The following is a 19,795-nucleotide window of genomic DNA, read 5'->3' on the forward strand; positions in this document are numbered from 1 at the left end:
AGCAACAACCTCCTAAACTATTTTTTAGCTTTTTTCTTTCAAGCTAGGATTTTATTATAAGTTGCAAGCCAACAAAAAAGTAGTGACATAAATGTCACTACTCGATTTTGATTTTTAGGAACTCTATATTTCGAATACTTCTATTTTTTGAGTCGCTCCCATTTACTAAAAATCAAACTAAAAGTGATTAATGTTAACCCTACCAAATTAATGACATGATGAACAAAATCTAAATTTCTAAAAAGGTTAGCAATGCCAAATCCTAAAAGGAAAATTGCTAGTAAATACATTTTTTTATCTTTAAGCATAGAGTCACCTAAATATTAGCAGAATGTAGCATAGCCAACTAAAGCTCCTCCCCAGTAACCTACTGGGCCTCCTGCTGATCCTACTAGAGCAGAGCCAATTGTGCCGGCATAACACTTAACCCATCCGCCACCTTCAACGTTTGCAAGTGTCTCGAGATCGAGTGTTTCAAAATTGTTCATTGTTTGTGTTGTCATTCTAACAACCTCCTAAAATATTATTTTTTAGCTTTTTCTCTCAAGCTATGGTTTTATTATAGGTTGTAGGCCAACAAAAAAGTAGTGACATAAATGTCACCACTCGATTTTGATTTTTAAGAAATCTTTTCGAATATAGAATCTATGCTCTAAACTATCTTACTCTCCTTCCATTGCACCTGCTTGTAGGCTGTACATCTTGTGGTAGGTACCGCCGAGGGCTAGGAGTTCCTCATGGCTACCGTGTTCGATGATGCGACCCTTGTCTAAGACATAGATGCAGTTGGCATCTTGGATCGTCGATAGGCGGTGGGCAATGGCAATAGTGGTGCGACCTTGACGCATTTTTGCTAGAGAATTTTGGACAATAGCCTCTGTCTCCGAATCAATATTGGCTGTCGCTTCATCCAGAATCAAAATCTTAGGTTGGCTAGCAACGGTCCTAGCAAAGGCTAGAAGCTGGCGTTGGCCAGTTGAAAAACTTGAACCTCGTTCAGAAACTGGAGCATCATAGCCTTCTGGAAGTTTGTCGATAAAGTGATTGGCATCCACAAACTCAGCGGCTGCTTTAATCTCTTCATCAGTTAAATCCTGATACATGGCAATATTGGATTTGACTGTACCATGATAGAGAAAGGGTTCCTGAAGGACGAGACCAATGTTCTTACGCAGCTCTGCCTGACTATAATCGCGAATATCCACACCGTCAAGAAGAACTCGCCCTGATTGGAACTCATAGAAACGCATAAACACGTTGATAATAGAGGATTTTCCGGAACCTGTAGAACCGACAAAGGCGATGGTCTCACCTTTATTGACAGAGAAGGATATGTTATCTAAAATCTGGTGTTTACCATCATAGGAGAAGGAAACATTTTCAAAACGAATGTTCCCCTCGGTAACCTTGGCATCTGTGTCTCTCTGCTCAGGCTCATAGGTGCGCTCGTCAATCAAGGCAAAGACCCGACCGGCTGAGACCATAGAAGTTTGCAAAGTTGAGAAGTTTTGTGTCACTTCAATTAAGGGATCAAAGAGGCGGTTAATGTACTGGATAAAGGCATACATGGTCCCTGCTGTGATGCCCAGATAGATACCTCGGTAGCCAAAGTAGGCCATGAGAACAGCATAGCCCAGGAGCTTCAGTAAGCTCATGGCTGGGCGTAGAAAGAGAGAATCTAGTGACATGGAACGGCTAGCATAAATCAGGTGTTCCTCATTAATAGCATCAAACTCTTTTTTGAGGCGTTTCTCTTGATTAAAGGCCTGAATGATGCGAATCCCTTCGATACTCTCTGACAGTTTGGCATTTATATCTGAAAGTAAGGCTCTGGTCTTTTCAATGATAACCACTGATTTTTTGCGGTAAAGGTTAACCAAAAGGACAATCAGAGGAAGAAAGAGCACAATAAGCCCAGTCAGACGAATGTCCAACATCATCATGGTATAAAGGGTAGTAACAAAGATAAAGATAGCCGAAATAAAGCTAGACAGAATCCCTGAGAACATCTCACTAATAGTCTCTGTATCATTGGTTAAGCGAGAAACGATAGAGCCTGCTGGAGTTTTGTCAAAGTAGGACATACCCAGTTTCTCCATATTAGCAAAGGCATCTCGGCGAATATCCCTGACAATACTGTAGGACACACGCGCAAAAAAGAGATTTCCCAAATACTGGACTAGCGTCTGCAAGAGATAAAGACCATAGTACCCAATCAGAATCAAGCTTGCCGCCTGATTCATATCATGAAGATAGTGGTCGATAAAATAAGAGGCCACAAGGGGAATGATACTCTTGATAACCGTTGTGGACAAGAGGAAGGTCAAAGCTAGAAAGGTCAAGAATTTGTAAGGCTTGAGATAAGTCAAGAGACGCTTAAACACAGACCATTGGTTTTGATTAGGCATCGACTTCTCCTCCTTCCATTTCTAACTGTTGAGACTCATAGGTCTTGGCATACCAACCGCCCTGGGCTAGCAAGTCCTCATGACGGCCACGTTCAATGATGCGACCATCCTGCATGACTAGGATGAGGTCAGCGTGCACAACCGCACTCAGACGATGGGCGGTAATAATCGTCGTCTTGTCCTTGCGGGTATGCTTGAGATTGTCAATAATAGCATGTTCTGTCTTGGCATCAACCGCAGATAGGGAGTCGTCCAAAATCAAAATGTCTGGATTCAAAATCATGGCTCGGCTCATAGCCAAACGTTGTTTTTGACCGCCTGATAAGCTGACACCCTTTTCACCAATAATCGTTTCAAATCCCTCAGGCATATCCTTGATATCATCATAAACTTGAGCCAACTTAGTCGCTTCTTCCACCTTGTCAATGGCGAGGTCAGGATTACCAAAACGGATATTGTCTAAAATAGAACTAGCAAAGAGAAACTGGTCTTGAGGAACATAACCCATCAAGCTACGCAAGTCTGATAGGCGATAGTCTCGGATGTCATGACCATTCAAATAGATGGCTCCTTGATTGACATCGTGCTCTCGCAAGAGCAACTTGACAAGAGCCGTCTTCCCTGAGCCAGTCTGTCCAACCAAACCAAGGGTTTGACCCTTGTCCAAGATGAAATGAATATCTAGCAAAGTATCCTCACCCTCAAAAGCAAAGTGGTCAATCGCATATTCTAAACGGCCATTTTCAATGTTTGGAAGAGGATGCGCAGGATCTTGAACATCTGATTCCTGTTCCAGAAGATTTTCAATACGTTGGTAGGACACATTTCCCCTCTGTGTGATATTAAAGAGGAAGCCAATAGCCATCAGGGGCCAAACCAGCATGTCCAAATAGGTAATGAAAGTTACCAAATTGCCGACTGTTATCTGACCAGCCTGAATCATAAAGGCCCCGACAAGGAGGGTCAAAACATAAGATGAGCCAACAAAGAGCAAGACTAAGGGATCAAAAAGGCTGTCATACTTCATGGTATGCATATTCTTTTTAAAAGTCATCTTATTGGTCTCTTGGAAGGACTGAAGCTCAGCCTCCTGATAGCCAAAAGACTTGGTTACCTTGATACCTGACACCGATTCTTGGACCTTATTATTTAGTTCTGAAAAGGCTGCCTGGGATTCTCCAAAAGCTTTATGGGTCTTACGTCCCAAACGACTGGTCGCAAAAGCCATGAAGGGGAGGGGTAAGACAGCCACCAGGGTCATCTGCCAGGAAATGCTGAAAAACATGGTGATTAAGGTTACCAAGGCTGTGATAGACGCATCCACGGCTGACATGACACCCCCACCAGCCAAACGGGTTAAAGAGTTAATATCATTGGTTGCATGAGCCATAAGGTCACCAGTTCGGTACTTTTGGTAAAAAGAAGGCGACATCTTGGTAAAATGCTCAAAAAGGCGTGACCTCATAATCTGACCCAAGCGATAAGAGGTCGCCAAGATATACATCCGCCAAACATAGCGCAAATAGTACATTCCCAAAGCTGCCAAAAGCAAATACACAAGATTCAAAAGCAAAATCTGATTGGTCAATTTTCCCGATGTAATAGCATCGATGACCCGCCCCATAACCATAGGAGGAATCAGATTGAGAACCGAAACCAGACTCAGTGCCAAAATCCCGACAATATACCGGCGTTTTTCTAACTTGAAAAACCACCAAAGTTTTGCAATGATTGATTGCTTAAAAAACAAATTACTCCTCCTATCTTTACAAATGGGTGATTATTAGTCTAACGACAGCTTACTTCCAATAACGGTAGATTGTCCCATCTTCTAGCTCAAAATAGCCAATATAAGTCAGTTTCCCAAAGTCAGTAGACTCTGGCAATTGATAGGCAAAGGAATCAAAATTATAGACCTTATGCCCACCATCCATAGAGTATCTTTCCTTGTCATGAATGACTGACTCATCCTTCTTAGGGCTCCAAATGCGTCTGATGTCATCAGACGTCTTATATTCTCTGACGAAATTGTACAATTCAAAGTTGGTTGCCTCACTGAGATAGCGACCATCGGTGTTATAATTAGCAACCTGACGCTCTCTCTTTATCTCAGGAAAATTCCAAACCTGCCCTCTTTCTCGCATAATATCGGAATCACGTCCGCTTTGATAAGCATCTGCTTTAACCGTTGGCATCGTTGCTCCTAGCGTTAATACGGTGACTAGTGTCATCATTAAGTGTTTCATTGTTTCTCCAAAAGTGTTTATTCATTTTTCCCTCTTTTGAATGTGTCGTATTTGTATGATAGAAAATAAGCGAAACCTGAGACGCGTAAGCTCCCAGGTTTTTTACTCTTTAAAATGCATTTGAATCAGTTTTACAAGGAGGCGGTAGACACCTAGTGCCACCAAACCTCCCAAAGTATTGGTCCATAAATCATCTAGCTCAAAGACACGATTAGCATCAATGAGAAGGTCAAGAATGACTTGTCCGACCTCAATCGTCAAAGACATAGCAAGCGTCGCTACAAGGACCTTTTGCCAAGACCTAAATCTTGGGTGCAAGGCTAGGAGCCCTAAAATCAGCGGACTCAGCAAGAAAATATTGGTCACATTTTGCCCAAGGACAAAGACAATTTCCTTAAGACTATCCAATTGATTAAAATTAGTCAGACTGTTGAAAGGTGTCAAGAGCACCACTACACGACCAAAATGTTGAATACCAGGAGTTTCAACACCTTCAACTAGCCCATACTGGGGTGTCCAACATAGGAACACTAAACAAAGGAGATAGGCACAAACCAACATTCGGCTTACCTGTCTTCCTTTTGGTGTTAGTTCTCCATCCTTATCTACCCAAGTCTTAAGCTGAAACATCTTACTTACCTTCTGATTTACCAGAAGCTTCTGCCACAGCCTTTTGACGGTCACGTTTCATGGTGTTTGAACGCAATTGTCCACAAGCAGCATCGATATCTGTACCGTGCTCTTGACGAACCACGCAGTTAACCCCATTTTTCTTAAGCACATCGTAGAAGGCTGCCACACGTTCCTTGGTTGAACGACTATATTGGTCGTGCTCTGATACTGGGTTATATGGAATCAAGTTGATGTATGACAACTTACGGATTTTCTTAGTCAAATCAGCCAACTCTTGAGCATTTTCAGGGTGGTCATTGACCTCATTAAGCATGATGTACTCAAAAGTAACACGACGGTTGGTTGTCTGGATGTAATACTCAATCGCTTCAAAGAGTTTTTCAAGTGGGAATGAGCGGTTAATGCGCATGATGCTTGAACGAAGGTCATTGTTTGGCGCGTGAAGTGATACCGCAAGGTTCACTTGAACTCCTTCCTTGGCAAATTCCTTGATTTTTGGTGCCAAACCAGATGTTGACACGGTAATGTGGCGAGCTCCAATAGCAAGACCATTGTCATTGTTAATAGTACGCAAGAAGCGAAGCACATTGTCATAGTTATCAAATGGCTCACCGATACCCATAACAACCACGTGGCTGACACGTTCACCATCGCCACGGTCATCAAAGTATTTTTGTACCAACATGATTTGGGCAACAATCTCACCAGCAGTCAAGTCACGTTGTTTCTTAATCAAACCACTGGCACAGAAAGTACAACCAATGTTACAGCCAACCTGAGTTGTCACACAGACAGACAAACCATAGTGTTGACGCATCAAAACGGTCTCAATCAACATACCGTCCGGCAATTCAAAGAGATACTTAACGGTACCATCTTTAGATTCTTGGACGATACGTTGTTTCAATGGGTTTACGCAGAAATTCTCATTCAATTTAGCAATGAAGTCCTTAGAAATGTTGGTCATTTCTTCAAAAGACTGCACACGCTTCTTGTAGAGCCAATCCCAAATTTGAGTGGCACGGAATTTCTTTTCACCATGTTCCATAGCCCAGTCAATCAACTCCTCACGAGTAAAACCATAGATAGATGGTTTGTAACCTTCCATATCTTCCAACTTCTGGCGTTTACGACGTTCTGGCTTTGCTTGTCTTGTTACTTCTGACATCCTTTAATTTCCTTTTTTTCTGATTGTAAAATGATGACCATCTGACTTGGTCTTGCTTGGTTTCTTCGATACGTTATTGGGGATTTTAGACTTTGAGGCCTGCTTCTGACTTTTCTTGAAGTTTGACTTGCGCTCACGGCCGCCATCCTCTGGTCTTGATTTAAACTTAGGACGTCGCTTGATTTTCTCAAAGCTTGGCCCCTCTTGATCCCTGTCTCTTCGTTTGGGCTTATCCGACTTTTGCTTGCCAGAAGCCTTCTGTCCTTTATTCTTTTGCGAAGCATTACGATCTTTCTCTCTAGCTTCTTGAGAAGAGTTGCGACGACTATTCGAACGACGACGCTTGCGTCGAGGCTCATTTTCCTCTTCAAAGACAATTAGCTGTGGTTCTTCATTTTTCAAAATAAAATAGGCACAACCAAAGGCACAGTACTCACGCAAATACTCTGACAAACGGCTAATACGCTCCGTCTTTCGAGTATTTGGGCGTTCGTCCTCGTAAAATCCCTTAAGGCGAAGCTGATCATTTGACCAATCTCCAACAATATAATCATACTTGAGCATGATTTCAGAAAAACGTTGCCCAAAACGGGTCGCGTCTAAGGCATCCTTATGATTTTCAAGAACCGTAAACTGACAGGCATCTGATTTCAGAAGGTCGGCCACATACACAAAGTCTGGCCCTGGATATTTATTATAATTAAACATTTCTGGCAAGATTTCTTTACGCATGTGCCATCCTTTCTGCTGACTCTTATTTTCTATCTTGATGCTGTGATAATGCTCTTATCCCAATTGGCACCATTTTTTCTCAAATATTTGGCCACAAGTTCCCTTAACAGGTCTGGAAAAAGAAGAGTCGCATCCTTTTCCTTGATGGTAGGGAAATAAGCAGCATAGTAGTACTGATCCACAAGGACCAAACTAAACTTTTCATGAGAATCTACAACCCTACCATTATACAATAAATTACCGTTTTTGTAAGCAAAATTCCCTGTGATTACCTGACCAAATGTTTTTCCACGGAAGCCCATGCCTTTAATGGTTTGATTTCTGAGGAGTTCTGCCTTGGTGAAAACTTCTTGACAAATTTCTTTGAGCTCTTGGCCGGTCACTACCAGACGGGCCATTCGCATTTGATGGGGCAGGGCTTCTTGTAGGTCTGCCATGGTCACTTGAGGACCTAGTGTTTTCATGATGAGTCCAGTATTTAAAACCGTTAACTGACTATCTGTCTCTTGACAAACAGCTTCTAGCACCACCTGACAAGTCTCATCAAAACTCAATTTTCGACCTAAATCGGCCACCTTTTCCTGAGCTAATCGACGATAGCCTTCCTCTCGCATGGCCTGAATAAAGACTTGGTCTTCCTTGTCCAAATCTAAAAGATAGGTTTTGGTAGGAATAGCTACAATCTGACACTCCCTTAATTGCCCGTCTTCCACAGTCAAGTCAATGCAGCCGATATAATAACCATACCTATCTGCAGCCGCCAAATAAGTCTCATTAATCAATTTACCCTCTTCAAACAGGTGGTGGGTATGGCTCCCGATAATAAGATTCACCTGAGGGTAAGTCTCTGCAATCTGCTCATCATAGCGTATTCCTAAATGACTAAGCAGCACGACTAGGTCTGCATCCTGAACCTCAGGACGAGCCAAATCCTCCTCTAACTGCGTAAGCGGATTCAAAACCTCCCAACCATTTGGAGCATAGGTGACATAATATGGAAACGTATAAGCTAGAAAAGCAATCTTTGTTCCCGCTTTAGTTTGATAAATCAAATAAGGCTTAGCCCAGTCAGGCTGTCGGCCCTTGTCCTTGAGATTTCCTATGATAGGCTGAAAATTAGCCTGCTCATAAAGACAGTCTAGCTCAGCCTTAGCCAGTCCAATCCCTTCATTATTTCCAATAGTCGCATAATCTATTCCCAACTCATTCATCAGGGCGACATTAAAACGCCCAGCTGTCGCATCGGATAAGGGGTGGGACTTATCCACATTGTCCCCAAGATCTACCTTAATCAGCTCTCTATCCGTCTGACTCAAATCATCCACAGCTCGCTTGAGTTGTGGATACTGTTCGAAATGAGAATGTAAATCGTTAATATGGAGAATTCGAATCGTGTCTTTCATGACTTCTATTTTAGCACTTTTACCATAAAAAACTTGACATTCAATCTGCCAAGCCTTTAACTATTTTTCAAACAGGAAGGTATTCCTAGTTAACTTTCTTTTTTAAATATTCTTCTGCGAGATGATAAACGTCATCTGCCAGGGATATACTGACATAGATGCACACAATTGAGAAAACACCTCCTCTAAAGTGTTGCCAAGCAAGGAATATAAGCCCATAAATCAGGAGCGCAAGTACTATTTGGCCAAAAAATTGACTCAGTAATCGCCTAATAACGACAAGTAAGCCCATAAGTAATCCCACCTTTAATACCATAACCAATACCCTTTAAGGCTGCACCTTGCCAAGTACCTGTTTGAATACCACCTTTAACGGCTCCTCCAACAGCCCCGACACCTACAGCAGCTGTAGCTCCCCAAAAACTACATGCTCCACCCACAATGGTAGAAAGATCTTTGAAATCAAGCATGTCAATCTTATCAATAGTTTGTATTGTCATTAAAGCAACCTCCTCAAAAAAATCAAATCATAGCTCTTTATTTCAAGCTTTGACTTGATTATAAGTCAGAAGCCAACAAAAAAATAGTGACATCAATGTCACTACTTTTTTGTTGGGGGGTGGATTCAGCTTTGGAATTACAATTTATTTTATTTTTACTGAGGTTAAGTAAGGGTTTCAGTACACACCAATAGACATCAAAATATTAATTTTAAGCGATTTTTGATTTTTTGAAACTCATTATATCGCACTACAAATCAATAAAAACTCTACCTTTTACTCTACCTTTTTTAGATAAATATATCATTTGGATATTGAAGTTAAGCCTTGCTATCATTTCGATGGCAGGGCTTTTTAATATTTGGTACACTAACTTCTTATCTATATTTTGGTGGAGTTGAAGTTGACATCTACAAAGTTTAATGTTAGAATACATTCAAAAATATATTTGAATGAGGTGTTTTATGATTCAAAATATTGTTACTTCAATAATCCTGTATTCTGGGACAGCCGTAGACTTACTTATTATCCTAATGTTATTTTTTGCCAAAAGAAAAAGCAGAAAAGACATTATTAACATCTATTTAGGACAATTTCTAGGCTCTGTTAGTCTAATATTCCTAAGTTTGCTTTTTGCATTTGTCTTAAATTATATTCCTAGTAAAGAGATTTTAGGTTTACTCGGTTTGATTCCAATTTTCCTAGGCCTCAAAGTTTTGTTTTTAGGAGATTCTGATGGAGAAGCTATTGCAAAAGATGGTTTGCGCAAAGACAATAAAAACCTGATTTTTCTAGTCGCTATGATTACTTTTGCAAGTTGTGGTGCTGACAATATTGGTGTTTTTGTCCCATATTTTATTACCTTAAATTTAGCGAATTTGATAGTGACTTTACTTACCTTTCTAGTCATGATTTATCTCTTGGTTTTTTCTGCCCAAAAATTAGCACAAGTCCCTTCTGTTGGAGAAACTTTGGAAAAATATAGCAGATGGTTTATTGCCGTTGTCTATTTAGGATTGGGGATGTATATCCTGATTGAAAATAACATTTTTGACATGCTATGGACTATGTTAGGCTAGGAGAAAAATTATGAAAAAAGATAGTATCTGTCAAGTGGATGTTATAAATCAACAAAATGTTACAACCGCAACGAACTACCTTGAAAAGGAAAAAGTCCAAAAATCACTTCGCATTTTATCAAAATTTACCGATAATAAACAGATAAATATCATCTTTTATCTCCTTGCCGTCGAAGAACTCTGTGTCTGCGATATAGCCTGTTTATTAAATCTCAGTATGGCATCTGCCTCCCACCATCTTCGTAAACTAGCCAATCAAAACATCTTGGACACTAGAAGAGAGGGGAAAATTATATATTATTTTATAAAAGATGAGGAAATCAGAGATTTTTTTAATCAACTAGGATAACAACTATTTTTACTACTTTTCCATGATTATAGGAGGCTTATCTATGAAATTTTTGATGAAAATTACTCACAAGAAATACCTACTCGTATCAAATGTTTAAGAAAAAGTATAATTTAAAGCAAAGTGACTTAGGTAATGCAGGTCAAGTTAGCCAAGTTGAAAAGGGAAAGCGACAAGTTACCGCTTCAATATTGCTTTATTTGAATACTCAAACCGACTTAGACTATAAAGAAATTATTTTTGGAGATATTGCCAAGTTTGTTGAAAATATGTTTTACCACTGCTTCAGCTCTATTTTATTTAGAGATTTGGAAACTGTAGATAAAAGAATGAATTCTTTGTCGGATGATGACTTAATTCAATACAATCTAAATGTCTTGGACTTTCCAAGACATTCGCAAATTTCAATATTCAAAGAAAAATGTTTTGGCTTCTGATGAAACTGAAATGGATACTTTTCACAAAAAAGACGACATTGACATTACTGTTGGTGAAAAAAGTTATAACCTCGCTAGAAGTTTTAGAACCAGTACCATCAATGAATTGACTGTCATTGATTTTGAAGAAATGTTTGATATTCTTTGGTTGATGTTAGGGGATAATTTAATTAAATCATTTGAAGTTAATGTCTGTGGTATACTAATTGAATCAGACGGAAATGGCATACCCTCAACATTTAGGCAAGAAAACATTGATCCCCTCATCAATAAATGGTGGTATGATAATGTTTCGACAGAAATTATCCCTAATCTAATAAAAAAACTCAAAGAAAATCCACTATTCAATATCAGATTCAGTTTAGCTTAAATTATCAAAATCAACTTTCTTTTGTATCATTTTGTTGGATTTTTTGTAGTAAATAGTAGAAAACTTTTTATCCTTCACATTTTCAGCCCATAAGTTATCCTTAATTATATTGCGAGCATATATGGAGACTTTCTCAAAAGTTAGATAATAATCAAAAAAGCTGAAACCTTATAGTTTCAACCTCTTGAATTTTTTGCAATCAAAATTTACTGTTACCTAAAAGCCAAACTTAGAAACTTTGCTTCTTAGCTTTACGCTCAGCACGGCCCTTAGCACGGTTGGCCGCACGGCGTTCACGTTTGCGTTTCTCGTCAACCTTCCACTGAATTTTCTTCTTGTAGCCAGGCTTGATTTTTTTCTTTTTCTTCTTAACCAGACCAATCATTTCTGTATCAAGTTTTTGATAGGCTTTTTCACGGTTGGCACGACGGTCACGGTCATAGGTATCTTGAAACTCACCATCCTTATAAACCTTAGGATTAAAGGTGATACCCATCTTTTCAAGCTCACGAATATCGGAATCGTCACTTGGTTGATAGAGGGTGATGGCTGTTCCTGACAAACCATTACGTCCTGTACGTCCCACACGGTGAACAAAGAAGGACAAATCTTGAGGGATGGCGTCATTGATAACATGGCTAACCCCTTCAATATCAATCCCACGCGCTGCAAGGTCAGTTGCTACAATATACTCAAAATCAAGCTTCTTGACTTGATTCATGATACGCTTACGTTCACGTGGTGGAATACCTCCATGAATTTTGGCAACCTTAAGACCATTTGACACCAAATAACTGTGTAAGTCATCCGCACGTTCCTTGGTATTGACGAAAATCATTGCCAGATATGGCTGCATACCCTTAAGCATCTCAAGAATCTGTTCATTCTTATTACGTCCCTTAGTAGATACCAACCAATTATCAATGGTATCCGCAATCACCGTTGAAGTCTTGATTTGTTCCATGACAGGATTAGTCAAGTATTTCTTCAAGAACGGTTGTAATTTTTGGGGAATCGTCGCAGAAAAGACCAAGATTTGAACTTCCTTAGGTAGGCTTGCCGCAATCTTATCTACAGTATCCAAGAACCCCATGTCCATAGTCATGTCAGCTTCGTCAACAACAAAGGTATGGGCCTTATGAATTGCCAAGTCACCAGACTTAATGAGGTCATAGATACGCCCAGGTGTCCCAATAACGATATGAGGTTGGGCTACCTTAAGTTTCTCAATCTGACGTTGCTTGTCCGTACCACCCACGTAATTAACAACACGAATTTCTGTCGCAGAGTGTTTGGCAATCTGTTTTGTCGCCTGGTAAATTTGTGTTGCCAATTCACGTGACGGCGCAGTAATCACTACTTGCACATCCCCACTCTCTGGGCTGAGCTTTTCAAAAATTGGCAAGAGGAAGGTATGAGTCTTCCCTGACCCCGTCTTTGATTCACCCACCAAATCACGACCTGAACGGACTACGGGAATCAATTTCTGCTGAACAGGCGTTGGCTCCTTAAACTTAATCTCGTCAAGGGCCTCCTGAATAAATGTTTTAAAATTAAAATCTTTAAATGACATCTTTACTTACTTCTTTTCTATCTAGTCTATCCTTATCATTATAACAGAAAAAGAGCATTTCTGCTCTTTTTCGTTTATTTCATCACGTTCCCGAGAACCATCCAAAGGGTAAGGGCACTTGCAAGAGCTCCAATAGTCCAAAGGAAAGCATCAACCTTCCATTCTGACCATTTCTCTCCATTACCTGAGAGACCACCCAATTCGAGATGATGGTGGAATGGTGTCATACGGAAAATACGACGACCTTCACCATACTTACGCTTAGTGTATTTGAAATAGCTGACCTGCAACATGACAGAAGCTGTCTCAAAGACATAAACCAAACCAATCAAAAGCAATGTCCACTCTACACGTAGGGCGATAGAGATAACGGCAAGCATGGCACCAAGTGACAAGGAACCGACATCTCCCATGAAGACCTTGGCTGGCTTGTGGTTAAAGACAAAGAAACCAAGAAGGGCCCCAATCATAGTGATGATGATTGTTAAAATAGCGAACTCACCCTTAACAAAAGCGATAATCCCATAGGCAATCAAGCTGATTACCACAGAGATAGAAGCCAAACCATCAATACCATCTGTCAAGTTGACCGCATTTGAAAAACCAACAATCCAGAAGAGGACAAAGATGATATAGAAAACACCTAAATGAATGGTCAAACCACCAATAGCTAGGCTATCTGTACCACTTGGAAGGACATGAATAAAGTAGAAAAGCAAACCAGCAATAATTTGCAAGGCCATCTTTTGCCAAGGTTTAAGCCCCTCATTGATTTGATGGAAAATCTTAAGGAAGTCATCCAGAAATCCAATGATACCATAAATCAAGAGTACAAAGAGTATCCCTACTGGGGCACCATAGGCTTGGTGTCCCTTACTAAAGACATGGAAATTAAAAATCAAACTAACCAAAATCGCAACTACAAGGAAGACAGTTCCTCCCATGGTTGGTGTTCCAGCCTTGGCCAAGTGCTGTTTCACATCTTCGTGCATCTGTTGGCCACCAATTTTTTTGATCTTGTAATAAGTAATAAAGTGAGGCATGGCTAGTACCGTTAACACAAAGGCAATCACGCCCGCTATCAGACTCATAGTCATCTTAATCTCCTAAAGTAATGGTAATCTTCTTAGTTTTAGACAGGGCTTTTCCTGCCGCAACGCTTTGTTTGGTAACAGTTCCTGACTTGCCACCCTTGTATGTAATCTTAATACCTTTCCATTTAGCAAAAGTTTCAACATTATCCTTGGTCCATCCATACATGTCTGGAAGTTCGGTGAAATCGTTGGTCATGATTAGGATTTGCTGATTAGCTTTAATATTTTCTTTCGCACCTACAGAAACCTTTTCAATCTTATCACCAACACCCAGAATAATGGGATGAGTCAAGTTTTGGCGAAGGGTATTGGCCGTCTCACCTGGGCGTTTTCCAATAATGTCACCCGTTTGATAGCTCGTTTCATCGGTCTTTCCACTACCTTCAGAAACAGAGCTATCAAGCGTATCACCCATGGACATGGCTTCTTCTAGGACAGGGTTAACCACCGTCGCATAAAAATTATTATCCCAGGTCTTAGGTTCCTGAACCGTTACATACATGACATATTGTGGATCATCAGAAGGAACCATAGCTACAACTGAGTTGAGCGTTTCGTTGGTCCCAACTTTATAGGTTCCTGTCTTTTCATCAGCCACTTGGGCTGTTCCTGACTTAACCGCAACATCATAGTTACCAACCTTAATGATTGGCGAACCTTCAGACTTGTTGTACAGGGTACCAAACTCTGGGTCTGTACCAACAGAAATCATATAATTACGGGTCTCAGAAGCAGCCTGCTTGGAAACTGGCTTACCAATAACTTCTTTCTTAGCCGTACGAACAGTGCCTTGGTTGACATCCGCAACTTGTTTGATAAATTGAGGTTCCAACATAACACCATTGTTAGAGATGGCTGAAAAAGCACGAAGCATCTGAACCTGAGTCACTGAAATCCCTTGTCCAAAGGATGATTGAGCAATATTCACAGAGTTTCTAGAGACAACCCCTGAAGATTCACCTACCATCCCAAAACGAGTTGGAAGTCCAAACTTATAGAGTGATAGGTAGTTTGACCAAACCTTGTCTCCCATCTCTTGTTCCAACATGGTCATCCCAACGTTACTTGAATAAGAGAAGCCTTGGGCAAATGACATGGTTCGACCTGACGAGATACCTTCATTAATAGACCAGTCATTGATTTCAACATCATCAACCTTGATACCATTAGCATTGCTATAGGTCGCATTAGGATTAAAACTTCCGTTATTGATAGCCGATGACAAGAGCATCACCTTCATGGTTGACCCTGGTTCATATTGGGCCTCATAAAGTCGGTTAACCCAGTCATAACTTTTCTTGGCTTGTCCTTCGAGGGTATCAGAGTTATAGGTAGGACGTTGTGTCGTCGCAAGAATTTCACCTGTTTTTGCATTGACAACTGTCGCTGAAGCATTAACCCCTTGGGTTTCCTCCATAAAGGTATCCATCTGCGTTTCCAAGAAGGTTTGAAGAGGCGCTGATAAGGTCGTATAGATGTTCTTACCATCAATAGCTTCCTTGGTAACAGTTTCCGTTCCAAGAAGAGTATTACCGTCCTTGTCCTTTTCGTAGATGGCTTCGCCGTCTTTCCCTGTCAAAAGGCTATTCAGCGAACGCTCTAAACCGGTTTGACCGACCAATGAATAAGAACCGTCTTTTTTGTTCTCAACAGCTTCGGCACGGCCAAGAAACTCTGAAGCAAAGGTTCCATTAGGATACATACGTGAGGTTGTCGCTTCAAAAGCCATACCCTTGATATCTGCATCCTTAAAAGCCTTTTCAAGTTCCTCTTTAACTGAGTAGGTGATACCCTTACCCTTTAGACCAAAGGAAACCTGATAGGCACCTTTAGTACGCAATTGAGCTAGAGCATCGCTTTTCTTAATTCCTAGCTTGTCCTTTAAAATATCGGCAACCTTATCAAACTGGCTTTCTTGAACGTAGAGTTTCTCCTGCGTTGCTGAGACATAGCTGGTTGACACAATAGCGTAAATGGCGTAACTGGTTGAATCTTCAGCCAAAACATTTCCATTTCGGTCGTAAATCGTCCCACGTTTGGCAGCCACTGTGGTTTTAGTGTTATATGACTTAGCAGCTTGTGTGGACAAATCAACACCAAACTTACTATCTGTCCCAATGATTACCACAAAGTTGATAATGAAGACGAAAAAGATAAAGATACTAAGAACCATAAGGTTCTGACCAACATGCTGTCGATTCTGGGCAGGTTTTCGCCTATCCTTTACGACATAATTTAGAAATAAATGTTTAAGTTTTCTTAGTCTGTTCATTGGCTATTTCACACTCTTAATACTATCGTTATTAATAGACAGGCCTGCTTTATTAGCAATCTCTTTGATACGATCAGAGTTAGTCAACTCATTCACTGCCTGTTTTGCATTGTTAAGCTCTGTCTTCTTATCACTGATCTTGCTATTAAGGTCTGTGATTTGTTGCTTGATGGCCTGATTACGTCCCTGTAAAAAGACAACCGAGATACTCATCACAACAGCTGTCAAAACAATTGCCGAATAGAAGGCCTTTTCCATACGTGTCATAAAACGAATATGGTTTCTAAGGGCTCTATTAACAACCTGATGTTCCTGATTTTCCATAGTTATTTCCTGATTTTTTTAGCCACACGCAATTTAGCAGAATGCGAGCGGTTGTTTGCTTCTAATTCTTCCTGGCTAGGCAGGATAGGCTTGCGATTTACTAATGCTACCTTAGGTTGGAGGTCTTCGGGAATAAAGGGTAAGCCTTTAGGCACATCTACCGTACTGGCTTCCTTAAAAAGCTGTTTGGTTAAACGATCCTCCAAAGAATGGAAGGTAATGACCGAGATACGACCATCCACAGCTAATAGGTCCAAAGCCTCCTGAATAGACTCATCCGCAGCACCAAGCTCATCGTTGACTTCGATTCGGATGGCTTGGAAAATTTGTTTGGCTGGATGGCCCTTTTTCTTTAGTTCCTTGGCAGGCTTAGCAGATTTAATAATTTCCGCCAGTTCCGTCGTCGTCTCGATAGGTTTGACCTGACGTGCTTGCTCAATCTTACGTGCAATCTGTTTAGAGAACTTGTCTTCACCATACTTGAAGAAAATACGCACCAAATCGTTGTAAGGATAAGTATTAACCACCTCATAGGCCGTTAAACTAGCTTCCTCATTCATACGCATATCCAGCTTGGCATCCTGTTTATAGGAGAAACCACGCTCACGCTCATCCAACTGTGGGCTAGACACACCCAAATCGTAGAGAATGCCATCAATTTCAGACACTCCCAGAGCTTCAAGGTTAGACCTGAGGTTACGGAAATTATCCTTAATGAAAGTCACCATTCCCTTGTCAATATAGTCTTTCAGACGTCCTTGGGCGTTATCAATAGCCTTTTGGTCTTGGTCGAAACAGTACAAATGCCCTTTTTCAGACAATTGTGACAATAGATAGGACGAATGTCCTGCGCCACCCAAAGTCGCATCGACATAGATGCCATCAGGCTTGATATCAAGCATATCAACAGTTTCGTGTAAAAGAACGGTTACATGGTGAAATTCATTAGTCATAACTTTTATTATAGCACAAGAATAGAGAAATTGTCTCGCCTTGAAAGTTGTTAGGACAGCAAAAAAACCAGACCCAAGGCCTGGCTTGATGAATGATAGATTGGTTATCCAAAATCAGTCTACTCTGTAGAAATAGCTTTCCTCAGATGGCACCCCATTCGTCGCCAAGATACGATCCTTACTGTTATCTCCCGCATCACTCGCATCACTAACTCCCTTAGGACATAGCTGAATTGGCGTATTACCTACTGGACTAGAATCAACATAAGTTAAAGTATATATCCCAGACACATACTGATTGGCTGAGACTTTGTCGATAGGGTAAGTATGTCCCCAGAAATCCAACTGTCCGTCCGAAGTAATTTTGATGGTCTTTCCATCTGAGGACTTCCACGTGCCTACAGCTGACTTGTAGTTACCATTTTTCAGTTCATCAGCCTTAAGTGAGGTCGAGCTTGTTTTATCTTCCAATGATGTTTTAGAACTACTATTACTTTCATCACTACTCAAGTCCTCCCAATCCCAACTAGAAAGATCTGCTTTTTCAGCACCTGTATCGCTATCGTCTTTGACAAGAGACTGGCCATCATCATTAAAGTGATAACCTGAACCACCGCCTGCCGTGGCACCGGCACTACCATAGTAGCTAAACGTCTTATCCTTGAGGTAAGTCAAGGTCATACGCTCACCCAACATGCCTAATTGCGAACCATCAGTCAGACGAATAACCTGTCCATCATCCTTAGAAATGGTGTAGATATCCGTAATCATATAGTCTTTAAAGAGTTTACCTGGCTTAAAAGCAAGAATCAACTCATCAACACCATTACCATCCAAATCACGGTAAGTATAGACCGTTGAGGCAGGACTTGTTTGAGAATTAGCATAGTTCACAACGAGAAAATTAAGTGAGGCATCCGTTTGGTTATTGGCCACAGCTGTTTGATACTTGCTGATGATGTCATCATAAGCAGAGGTATCTACTTTTTCCTCTTCACTTGAGCTTTCGCTACTATCTGATTGGGACTGCTCTACTGATGAGGATGAATTTGTCGATGATAAATGATTAGACTGATTTGAACAAGCCGCCAATAGAGCTAGGCTAGATAAGCCAGTTGCTAATAACAATAATTTCTTTTTCATAATAATCTTTCTATTCGGCTACAGTAGAGTTAACATCCCCGTTATAAATCGTAGATGTTGAAGCATCATTTTGTGATTCGGTATAAGTTGTTGGGGGAGCATAATTATACTGTGGCGCTTGGTAAGTCCCTTGGACTGAAGAAGGAGTCGTTGTGGCTGCCTGTGCCTGACTAGCTGCTACGGATGCGGTGCTAGAGCTTGATGACTCGCTAGACGTTGATGCTGATGATGAGCTAGAGCTAGATGATTTAGAGGAAGCCTTAGCTTTTGATGACGACTGTTTGGTGCTGACCCTCACTCCTACCTCGGCATGATGATGAGTAGGACGGAAAAAGACAATAGCCAAAGCCAATAAAAGAGCTGGTAGGGTAAATGCCAAAATAAGGTAACGTTTTTCTTTCAAGTGACGAAATAGTTTCATAAGTTATTCACATTTCTTAAATTATATTTTAGTATTGATTAGTCTCAGATAAGATTATATCAGAAATATTAAAATGTGCAACATTAACATAAAACTTTTTTGGCATCAGAAAAACCAACTCAAAGAGTTGGTTGATTTGCATTATTGCTGTGGGTTATTGAAGTTGCTAAATGGCACTTCTACTTTTGTTGGTTGGCATAGTAGAACAATGAAGATAATACCACCGACAAATGGAATCAAAGGAATAAAAATAAATGCCCAATTATAGCCAGCATCACGTAAACGGCGAACTGTTACAGCAATACCAGGTAAAAGCGCAGCAATACCAAAGGCAAAAAAGATAAATAGGATGATAAATGAAATAACAGCTAAAAAGCTTGATTCTGTCGCACCTGCAATGATACGTACCGTGTCAAGTAGACAATTGAAATAAATAAAATGTGAGGAACCAGGTTGCTTTGGGTTAAGCAGTCTGGTTTTTCTTATCGGCAATAGTTTTCCAGTAATCTCTATATTTTTTAGATTGTTTAATTGGATAATATGGAGCTTGTTCTGGATTTTCTTGTGCTTCAGCTCTCACTTGAGCTGGTGTTTTCCCATTGAATCTCTCTTGGGGATCATGATATAGGTAATAGTGAATGGTCTTTTCGTAAGCCTCTTTCATCTCTTCAAAACTTGACACATTAGGAT

The 19,795-nt window shown here is 40.5% G+C and carries 21 protein-coding genes and 2 pseudogenes; 3 read left to right on the forward strand and 20 right to left on the reverse strand.

All coding sequences use genetic code 11. The annotated features are described in order from the left end of the window. Positions 1-140: 140 nt before the first annotated feature. The 11 genes from HSISS3_RS12020 to HSISS3_RS12440 all read right to left on the reverse strand — a co-directional run bounded on the left by HSISS3_RS12020 (position 141) and on the right by HSISS3_RS12440 (position 9,526). Complete coding sequence (locus HSISS3_RS12020; RefSeq protein ID WP_021152527.1) at positions 141-308, reverse strand: hypothetical protein; 168 nt, start codon at positions 306-308, stop codon at positions 141-143. A gap of 15 nt (positions 309-323) precedes the next feature. Then, entirely contained in the window at positions 324-503 is a 180-nt protein-coding gene (locus HSISS3_RS09450; RefSeq protein WP_021152528.1) for a Blp family class II bacteriocin, read from the reverse strand. A gap of 159 nt (positions 504-662) precedes the next feature. Further along, on the reverse strand, positions 663-2,408 hold the full coding sequence (locus HSISS3_RS09455; RefSeq protein ID WP_021152529.1) for an ABC transporter ATP-binding protein: 1,746 nt from the start codon (positions 2,406-2,408) through the stop codon (positions 663-665). Further along, the gene (locus HSISS3_RS09460) at positions 2,401-4,158 is read right to left on the reverse strand and encodes an ABC transporter ATP-binding protein (RefSeq protein WP_021152530.1); all 1,758 of its coding nucleotides are present in this window, start codon (positions 4,156-4,158) and stop codon (positions 2,401-2,403) included. The genes HSISS3_RS09455 and HSISS3_RS09460 overlap by 8 nt, the downstream gene beginning before the upstream one ends. 49 nt (positions 4,159-4,207) lie before the next feature. Then, complete coding sequence (locus HSISS3_RS09465) at positions 4,208-4,654, reverse strand: hypothetical protein (RefSeq protein WP_042771997.1); 447 nt, start codon at positions 4,652-4,654, stop codon at positions 4,208-4,210. 102 nt (positions 4,655-4,756) lie between these two features. Next, the gene (locus tag HSISS3_RS09470) at positions 4,757-5,284 is read right to left on the reverse strand and encodes a VanZ family protein (RefSeq protein ID WP_008535508.1); all 528 of its coding nucleotides are present in this window, start codon (positions 5,282-5,284) and stop codon (positions 4,757-4,759) included. A 1-nt stretch (position 5,285) separates the two neighbouring features. Then, a complete protein-coding gene (rlmN, locus tag HSISS3_RS09475; RefSeq protein ID WP_021146424.1) occupies positions 5,286-6,455 on the reverse strand; it encodes a 23S rRNA (adenine(2503)-C(2))-methyltransferase RlmN in 1,170 nt (389 codons plus the stop codon). 3 nt (positions 6,456-6,458) lie between these two features. Continuing rightward, positions 6,459-7,187 carry a YutD family protein gene (locus tag HSISS3_RS09480; RefSeq protein WP_021152532.1) on the reverse strand — a complete coding sequence of 243 codons (729 nt, stop codon included), beginning with the start codon at positions 7,185-7,187 and terminating at the stop codon, positions 6,459-6,461. 29 nt (positions 7,188-7,216) lie between these two features. Beyond that, positions 7,217-8,590: a bifunctional metallophosphatase/5'-nucleotidase gene (locus tag HSISS3_RS09485; protein ID WP_021146426.1), complete on the reverse strand. Its 1,374-nt coding sequence runs from the start codon at positions 8,588-8,590 to the stop codon at positions 7,217-7,219. Between the two features lie 269 nt (positions 8,591-8,859). Next, on the reverse strand, positions 8,860-9,090 hold the full coding sequence (locus tag HSISS3_RS09495; protein WP_021152533.1) for a hypothetical protein: 231 nt from the start codon (positions 9,088-9,090) through the stop codon (positions 8,860-8,862). 250 nt (positions 9,091-9,340) lie between these two features. After that, positions 9,341-9,526: a FanG protein gene (locus HSISS3_RS12440; protein ID WP_081102576.1), complete on the reverse strand. Its 186-nt coding sequence runs from the start codon at positions 9,524-9,526 to the stop codon at positions 9,341-9,343. 28 nt (positions 9,527-9,554) lie between these two features. Between HSISS3_RS12440 and HSISS3_RS09500 the strand changes: the two genes are divergently transcribed. From HSISS3_RS09500 to HSISS3_RS12025, 3 genes and pseudogenes are all read left to right on the forward strand, one after another. Then, positions 9,555-10,169: a CadD family cadmium resistance transporter gene (locus HSISS3_RS09500; protein WP_021152534.1), complete on the forward strand. Its 615-nt coding sequence runs from the start codon at positions 9,555-9,557 to the stop codon at positions 10,167-10,169. 10 nt (positions 10,170-10,179) lie between these two features. Continuing rightward, on the forward strand, positions 10,180-10,518 hold the full coding sequence (cadX, locus tag HSISS3_RS09505; protein WP_000711078.1) for a Cd(II)/Zn(II)-sensing metalloregulatory transcriptional regulator CadX: 339 nt from the start codon (positions 10,180-10,182) through the stop codon (positions 10,516-10,518). A gap of 22 nt (positions 10,519-10,540) precedes the next feature. Further along, a pseudogene (locus tag HSISS3_RS12025) lies at positions 10,541-11,322 on the forward strand (XRE family transcriptional regulator); the annotation flags it as partial. Positions 11,323-11,554: 232 nt separating this feature from the next. Here the strand turns inward: HSISS3_RS12025 and HSISS3_RS09520 are convergent. The 9 genes and pseudogenes from HSISS3_RS09520 to HSISS3_RS12030 form a co-directional block, all read right to left on the reverse strand. Continuing rightward, positions 11,555-12,898: a DEAD/DEAH box helicase gene (locus HSISS3_RS09520; protein ID WP_021152536.1), complete on the reverse strand. Its 1,344-nt coding sequence runs from the start codon at positions 12,896-12,898 to the stop codon at positions 11,555-11,557. 74 nt (positions 12,899-12,972) lie between these two features. Continuing rightward, positions 12,973-13,995 carry a phospho-N-acetylmuramoyl-pentapeptide-transferase gene (gene mraY, locus HSISS3_RS09525; protein WP_021152537.1) on the reverse strand — a complete coding sequence of 341 codons (1,023 nt, stop codon included), beginning with the start codon at positions 13,993-13,995 and terminating at the stop codon, positions 12,973-12,975. 1 nt (position 13,996) lies between these two features. Beyond that, a complete protein-coding gene (gene pbp2X / locus HSISS3_RS09530; protein WP_042767125.1) occupies positions 13,997-16,264 on the reverse strand; it encodes a penicillin-binding protein PBP2X in 2,268 nt (755 codons plus the stop codon). Positions 16,265-16,267: 3 nt separating this feature from the next. Then, a complete protein-coding gene (gene ftsL / locus HSISS3_RS09535; protein WP_008535523.1) occupies positions 16,268-16,588 on the reverse strand; it encodes a cell division protein FtsL in 321 nt (106 codons plus the stop codon). A gap of 2 nt (positions 16,589-16,590) precedes the next feature. Beyond that, the gene (gene rsmH / locus HSISS3_RS09540) at positions 16,591-17,541 is read right to left on the reverse strand and encodes a 16S rRNA (cytosine(1402)-N(4))-methyltransferase RsmH (RefSeq protein WP_008535524.1); all 951 of its coding nucleotides are present in this window, start codon (positions 17,539-17,541) and stop codon (positions 16,591-16,593) included. A 114-nt stretch (positions 17,542-17,655) separates the two neighbouring features. Then, positions 17,656-18,684: a hypothetical protein gene (locus HSISS3_RS09545; protein ID WP_021152538.1), complete on the reverse strand. Its 1,029-nt coding sequence runs from the start codon at positions 18,682-18,684 to the stop codon at positions 17,656-17,658. A gap of 10 nt (positions 18,685-18,694) precedes the next feature. Further along, positions 18,695-19,105: a Wzz/FepE/Etk N-terminal domain-containing protein gene (locus tag HSISS3_RS09550; RefSeq protein WP_008535526.1), complete on the reverse strand. Its 411-nt coding sequence runs from the start codon at positions 19,103-19,105 to the stop codon at positions 18,695-18,697. Between the two features lie 141 nt (positions 19,106-19,246). Continuing rightward, complete coding sequence (locus HSISS3_RS09555) at positions 19,247-19,540, reverse strand: DUF805 domain-containing protein (protein WP_240472111.1); 294 nt, start codon at positions 19,538-19,540, stop codon at positions 19,247-19,249. Between the two features lie 28 nt (positions 19,541-19,568). After that, positions 19,569-19,795: pseudogene (locus tag HSISS3_RS12030) on the reverse strand (hypothetical protein); the annotation flags it as partial.

It is taken from the genome of Streptococcus sp. HSISS3 (genome assembly GCF_000448605.1).
GTDB lineage: Bacteria > Bacillota > Bacilli > Lactobacillales > Streptococcaceae > Streptococcus > Streptococcus raffinosi.

Excerpts from the sequence above, each read along its gene's own strand:
- HSISS3_RS09520 (WP_021152536.1), bottom strand. The coding sequence starts at position 12,898 with ATGTCATTTAAAGATTTTAATTTTAAAACATTTATTCAGGAGGCCCTT.
- mraY (WP_021152537.1), bottom strand. The coding sequence starts at position 13,995 with ATGACTATGAGTCTGATAGCGGGCGTGATTGCCTTTGTGTTAACGGTA.
- HSISS3_RS09545 (WP_021152538.1), bottom strand. The coding sequence starts at position 18,684 with ATGAAAAAGAAATTATTGTTATTAGCAACTGGCTTATCTAGCCTAGCT.
- HSISS3_RS09495 (WP_021152533.1), bottom strand. The coding sequence starts at position 9,090 with ATGACAATACAAACTATTGATAAGATTGACATGCTTGATTTCAAAGAT.
- HSISS3_RS09485 (WP_021146426.1), bottom strand. The coding sequence starts at position 8,590 with ATGAAAGACACGATTCGAATTCTCCATATTAACGATTTACATTCTCAT.
- cadX (WP_000711078.1), top strand. The coding sequence starts at position 10,180 with ATGAAAAAAGATAGTATCTGTCAAGTGGATGTTATAAATCAACAAAAT.
- HSISS3_RS09470 (WP_008535508.1), bottom strand. The coding sequence starts at position 5,284 with ATGTTTCAGCTTAAGACTTGGGTAGATAAGGATGGAGAACTAACACCA.
- HSISS3_RS09465 (WP_042771997.1), bottom strand. The coding sequence starts at position 4,654 with ATGAAACACTTAATGATGACACTAGTCACCGTATTAACGCTAGGAGCA.
- HSISS3_RS09480 (WP_021152532.1), bottom strand. The coding sequence starts at position 7,187 with ATGCGTAAAGAAATCTTGCCAGAAATGTTTAATTATAATAAATATCCA.
- rlmN (WP_021146424.1), bottom strand. The coding sequence starts at position 6,455 with ATGTCAGAAGTAACAAGACAAGCAAAGCCAGAACGTCGTAAACGCCAG.
- HSISS3_RS12020 (WP_021152527.1), bottom strand. The coding sequence starts at position 308 with ATGCTTAAAGATAAAAAAATGTATTTACTAGCAATTTTCCTTTTAGGA.
- pbp2X (WP_042767125.1), bottom strand. The coding sequence starts at position 16,264 with ATGAACAGACTAAGAAAACTTAAACATTTATTTCTAAATTATGTCGTA.
- HSISS3_RS09500 (WP_021152534.1), top strand. The coding sequence starts at position 9,555 with ATGATTCAAAATATTGTTACTTCAATAATCCTGTATTCTGGGACAGCC.
- HSISS3_RS09550 (WP_008535526.1), bottom strand. The coding sequence starts at position 19,105 with ATGAAACTATTTCGTCACTTGAAAGAAAAACGTTACCTTATTTTGGCA.
- HSISS3_RS12440 (WP_081102576.1), bottom strand. The coding sequence starts at position 9,526 with ATGTATTCTAACATTAAACTTTGTAGATGTCAACTTCAACTCCACCAA.
- rsmH (WP_008535524.1), bottom strand. The coding sequence starts at position 17,541 with ATGACTAATGAATTTCACCATGTAACCGTTCTTTTACACGAAACTGTT.
- HSISS3_RS09450 (WP_021152528.1), bottom strand. The coding sequence starts at position 503 with ATGACAACACAAACAATGAACAATTTTGAAACACTCGATCTCGAGACA.
- ftsL (WP_008535523.1), bottom strand. The coding sequence starts at position 16,588 with ATGGAAAATCAGGAACATCAGGTTGTTAATAGAGCCCTTAGAAACCAT.
- HSISS3_RS09455 (WP_021152529.1), bottom strand. The coding sequence starts at position 2,408 with ATGCCTAATCAAAACCAATGGTCTGTGTTTAAGCGTCTCTTGACTTAT.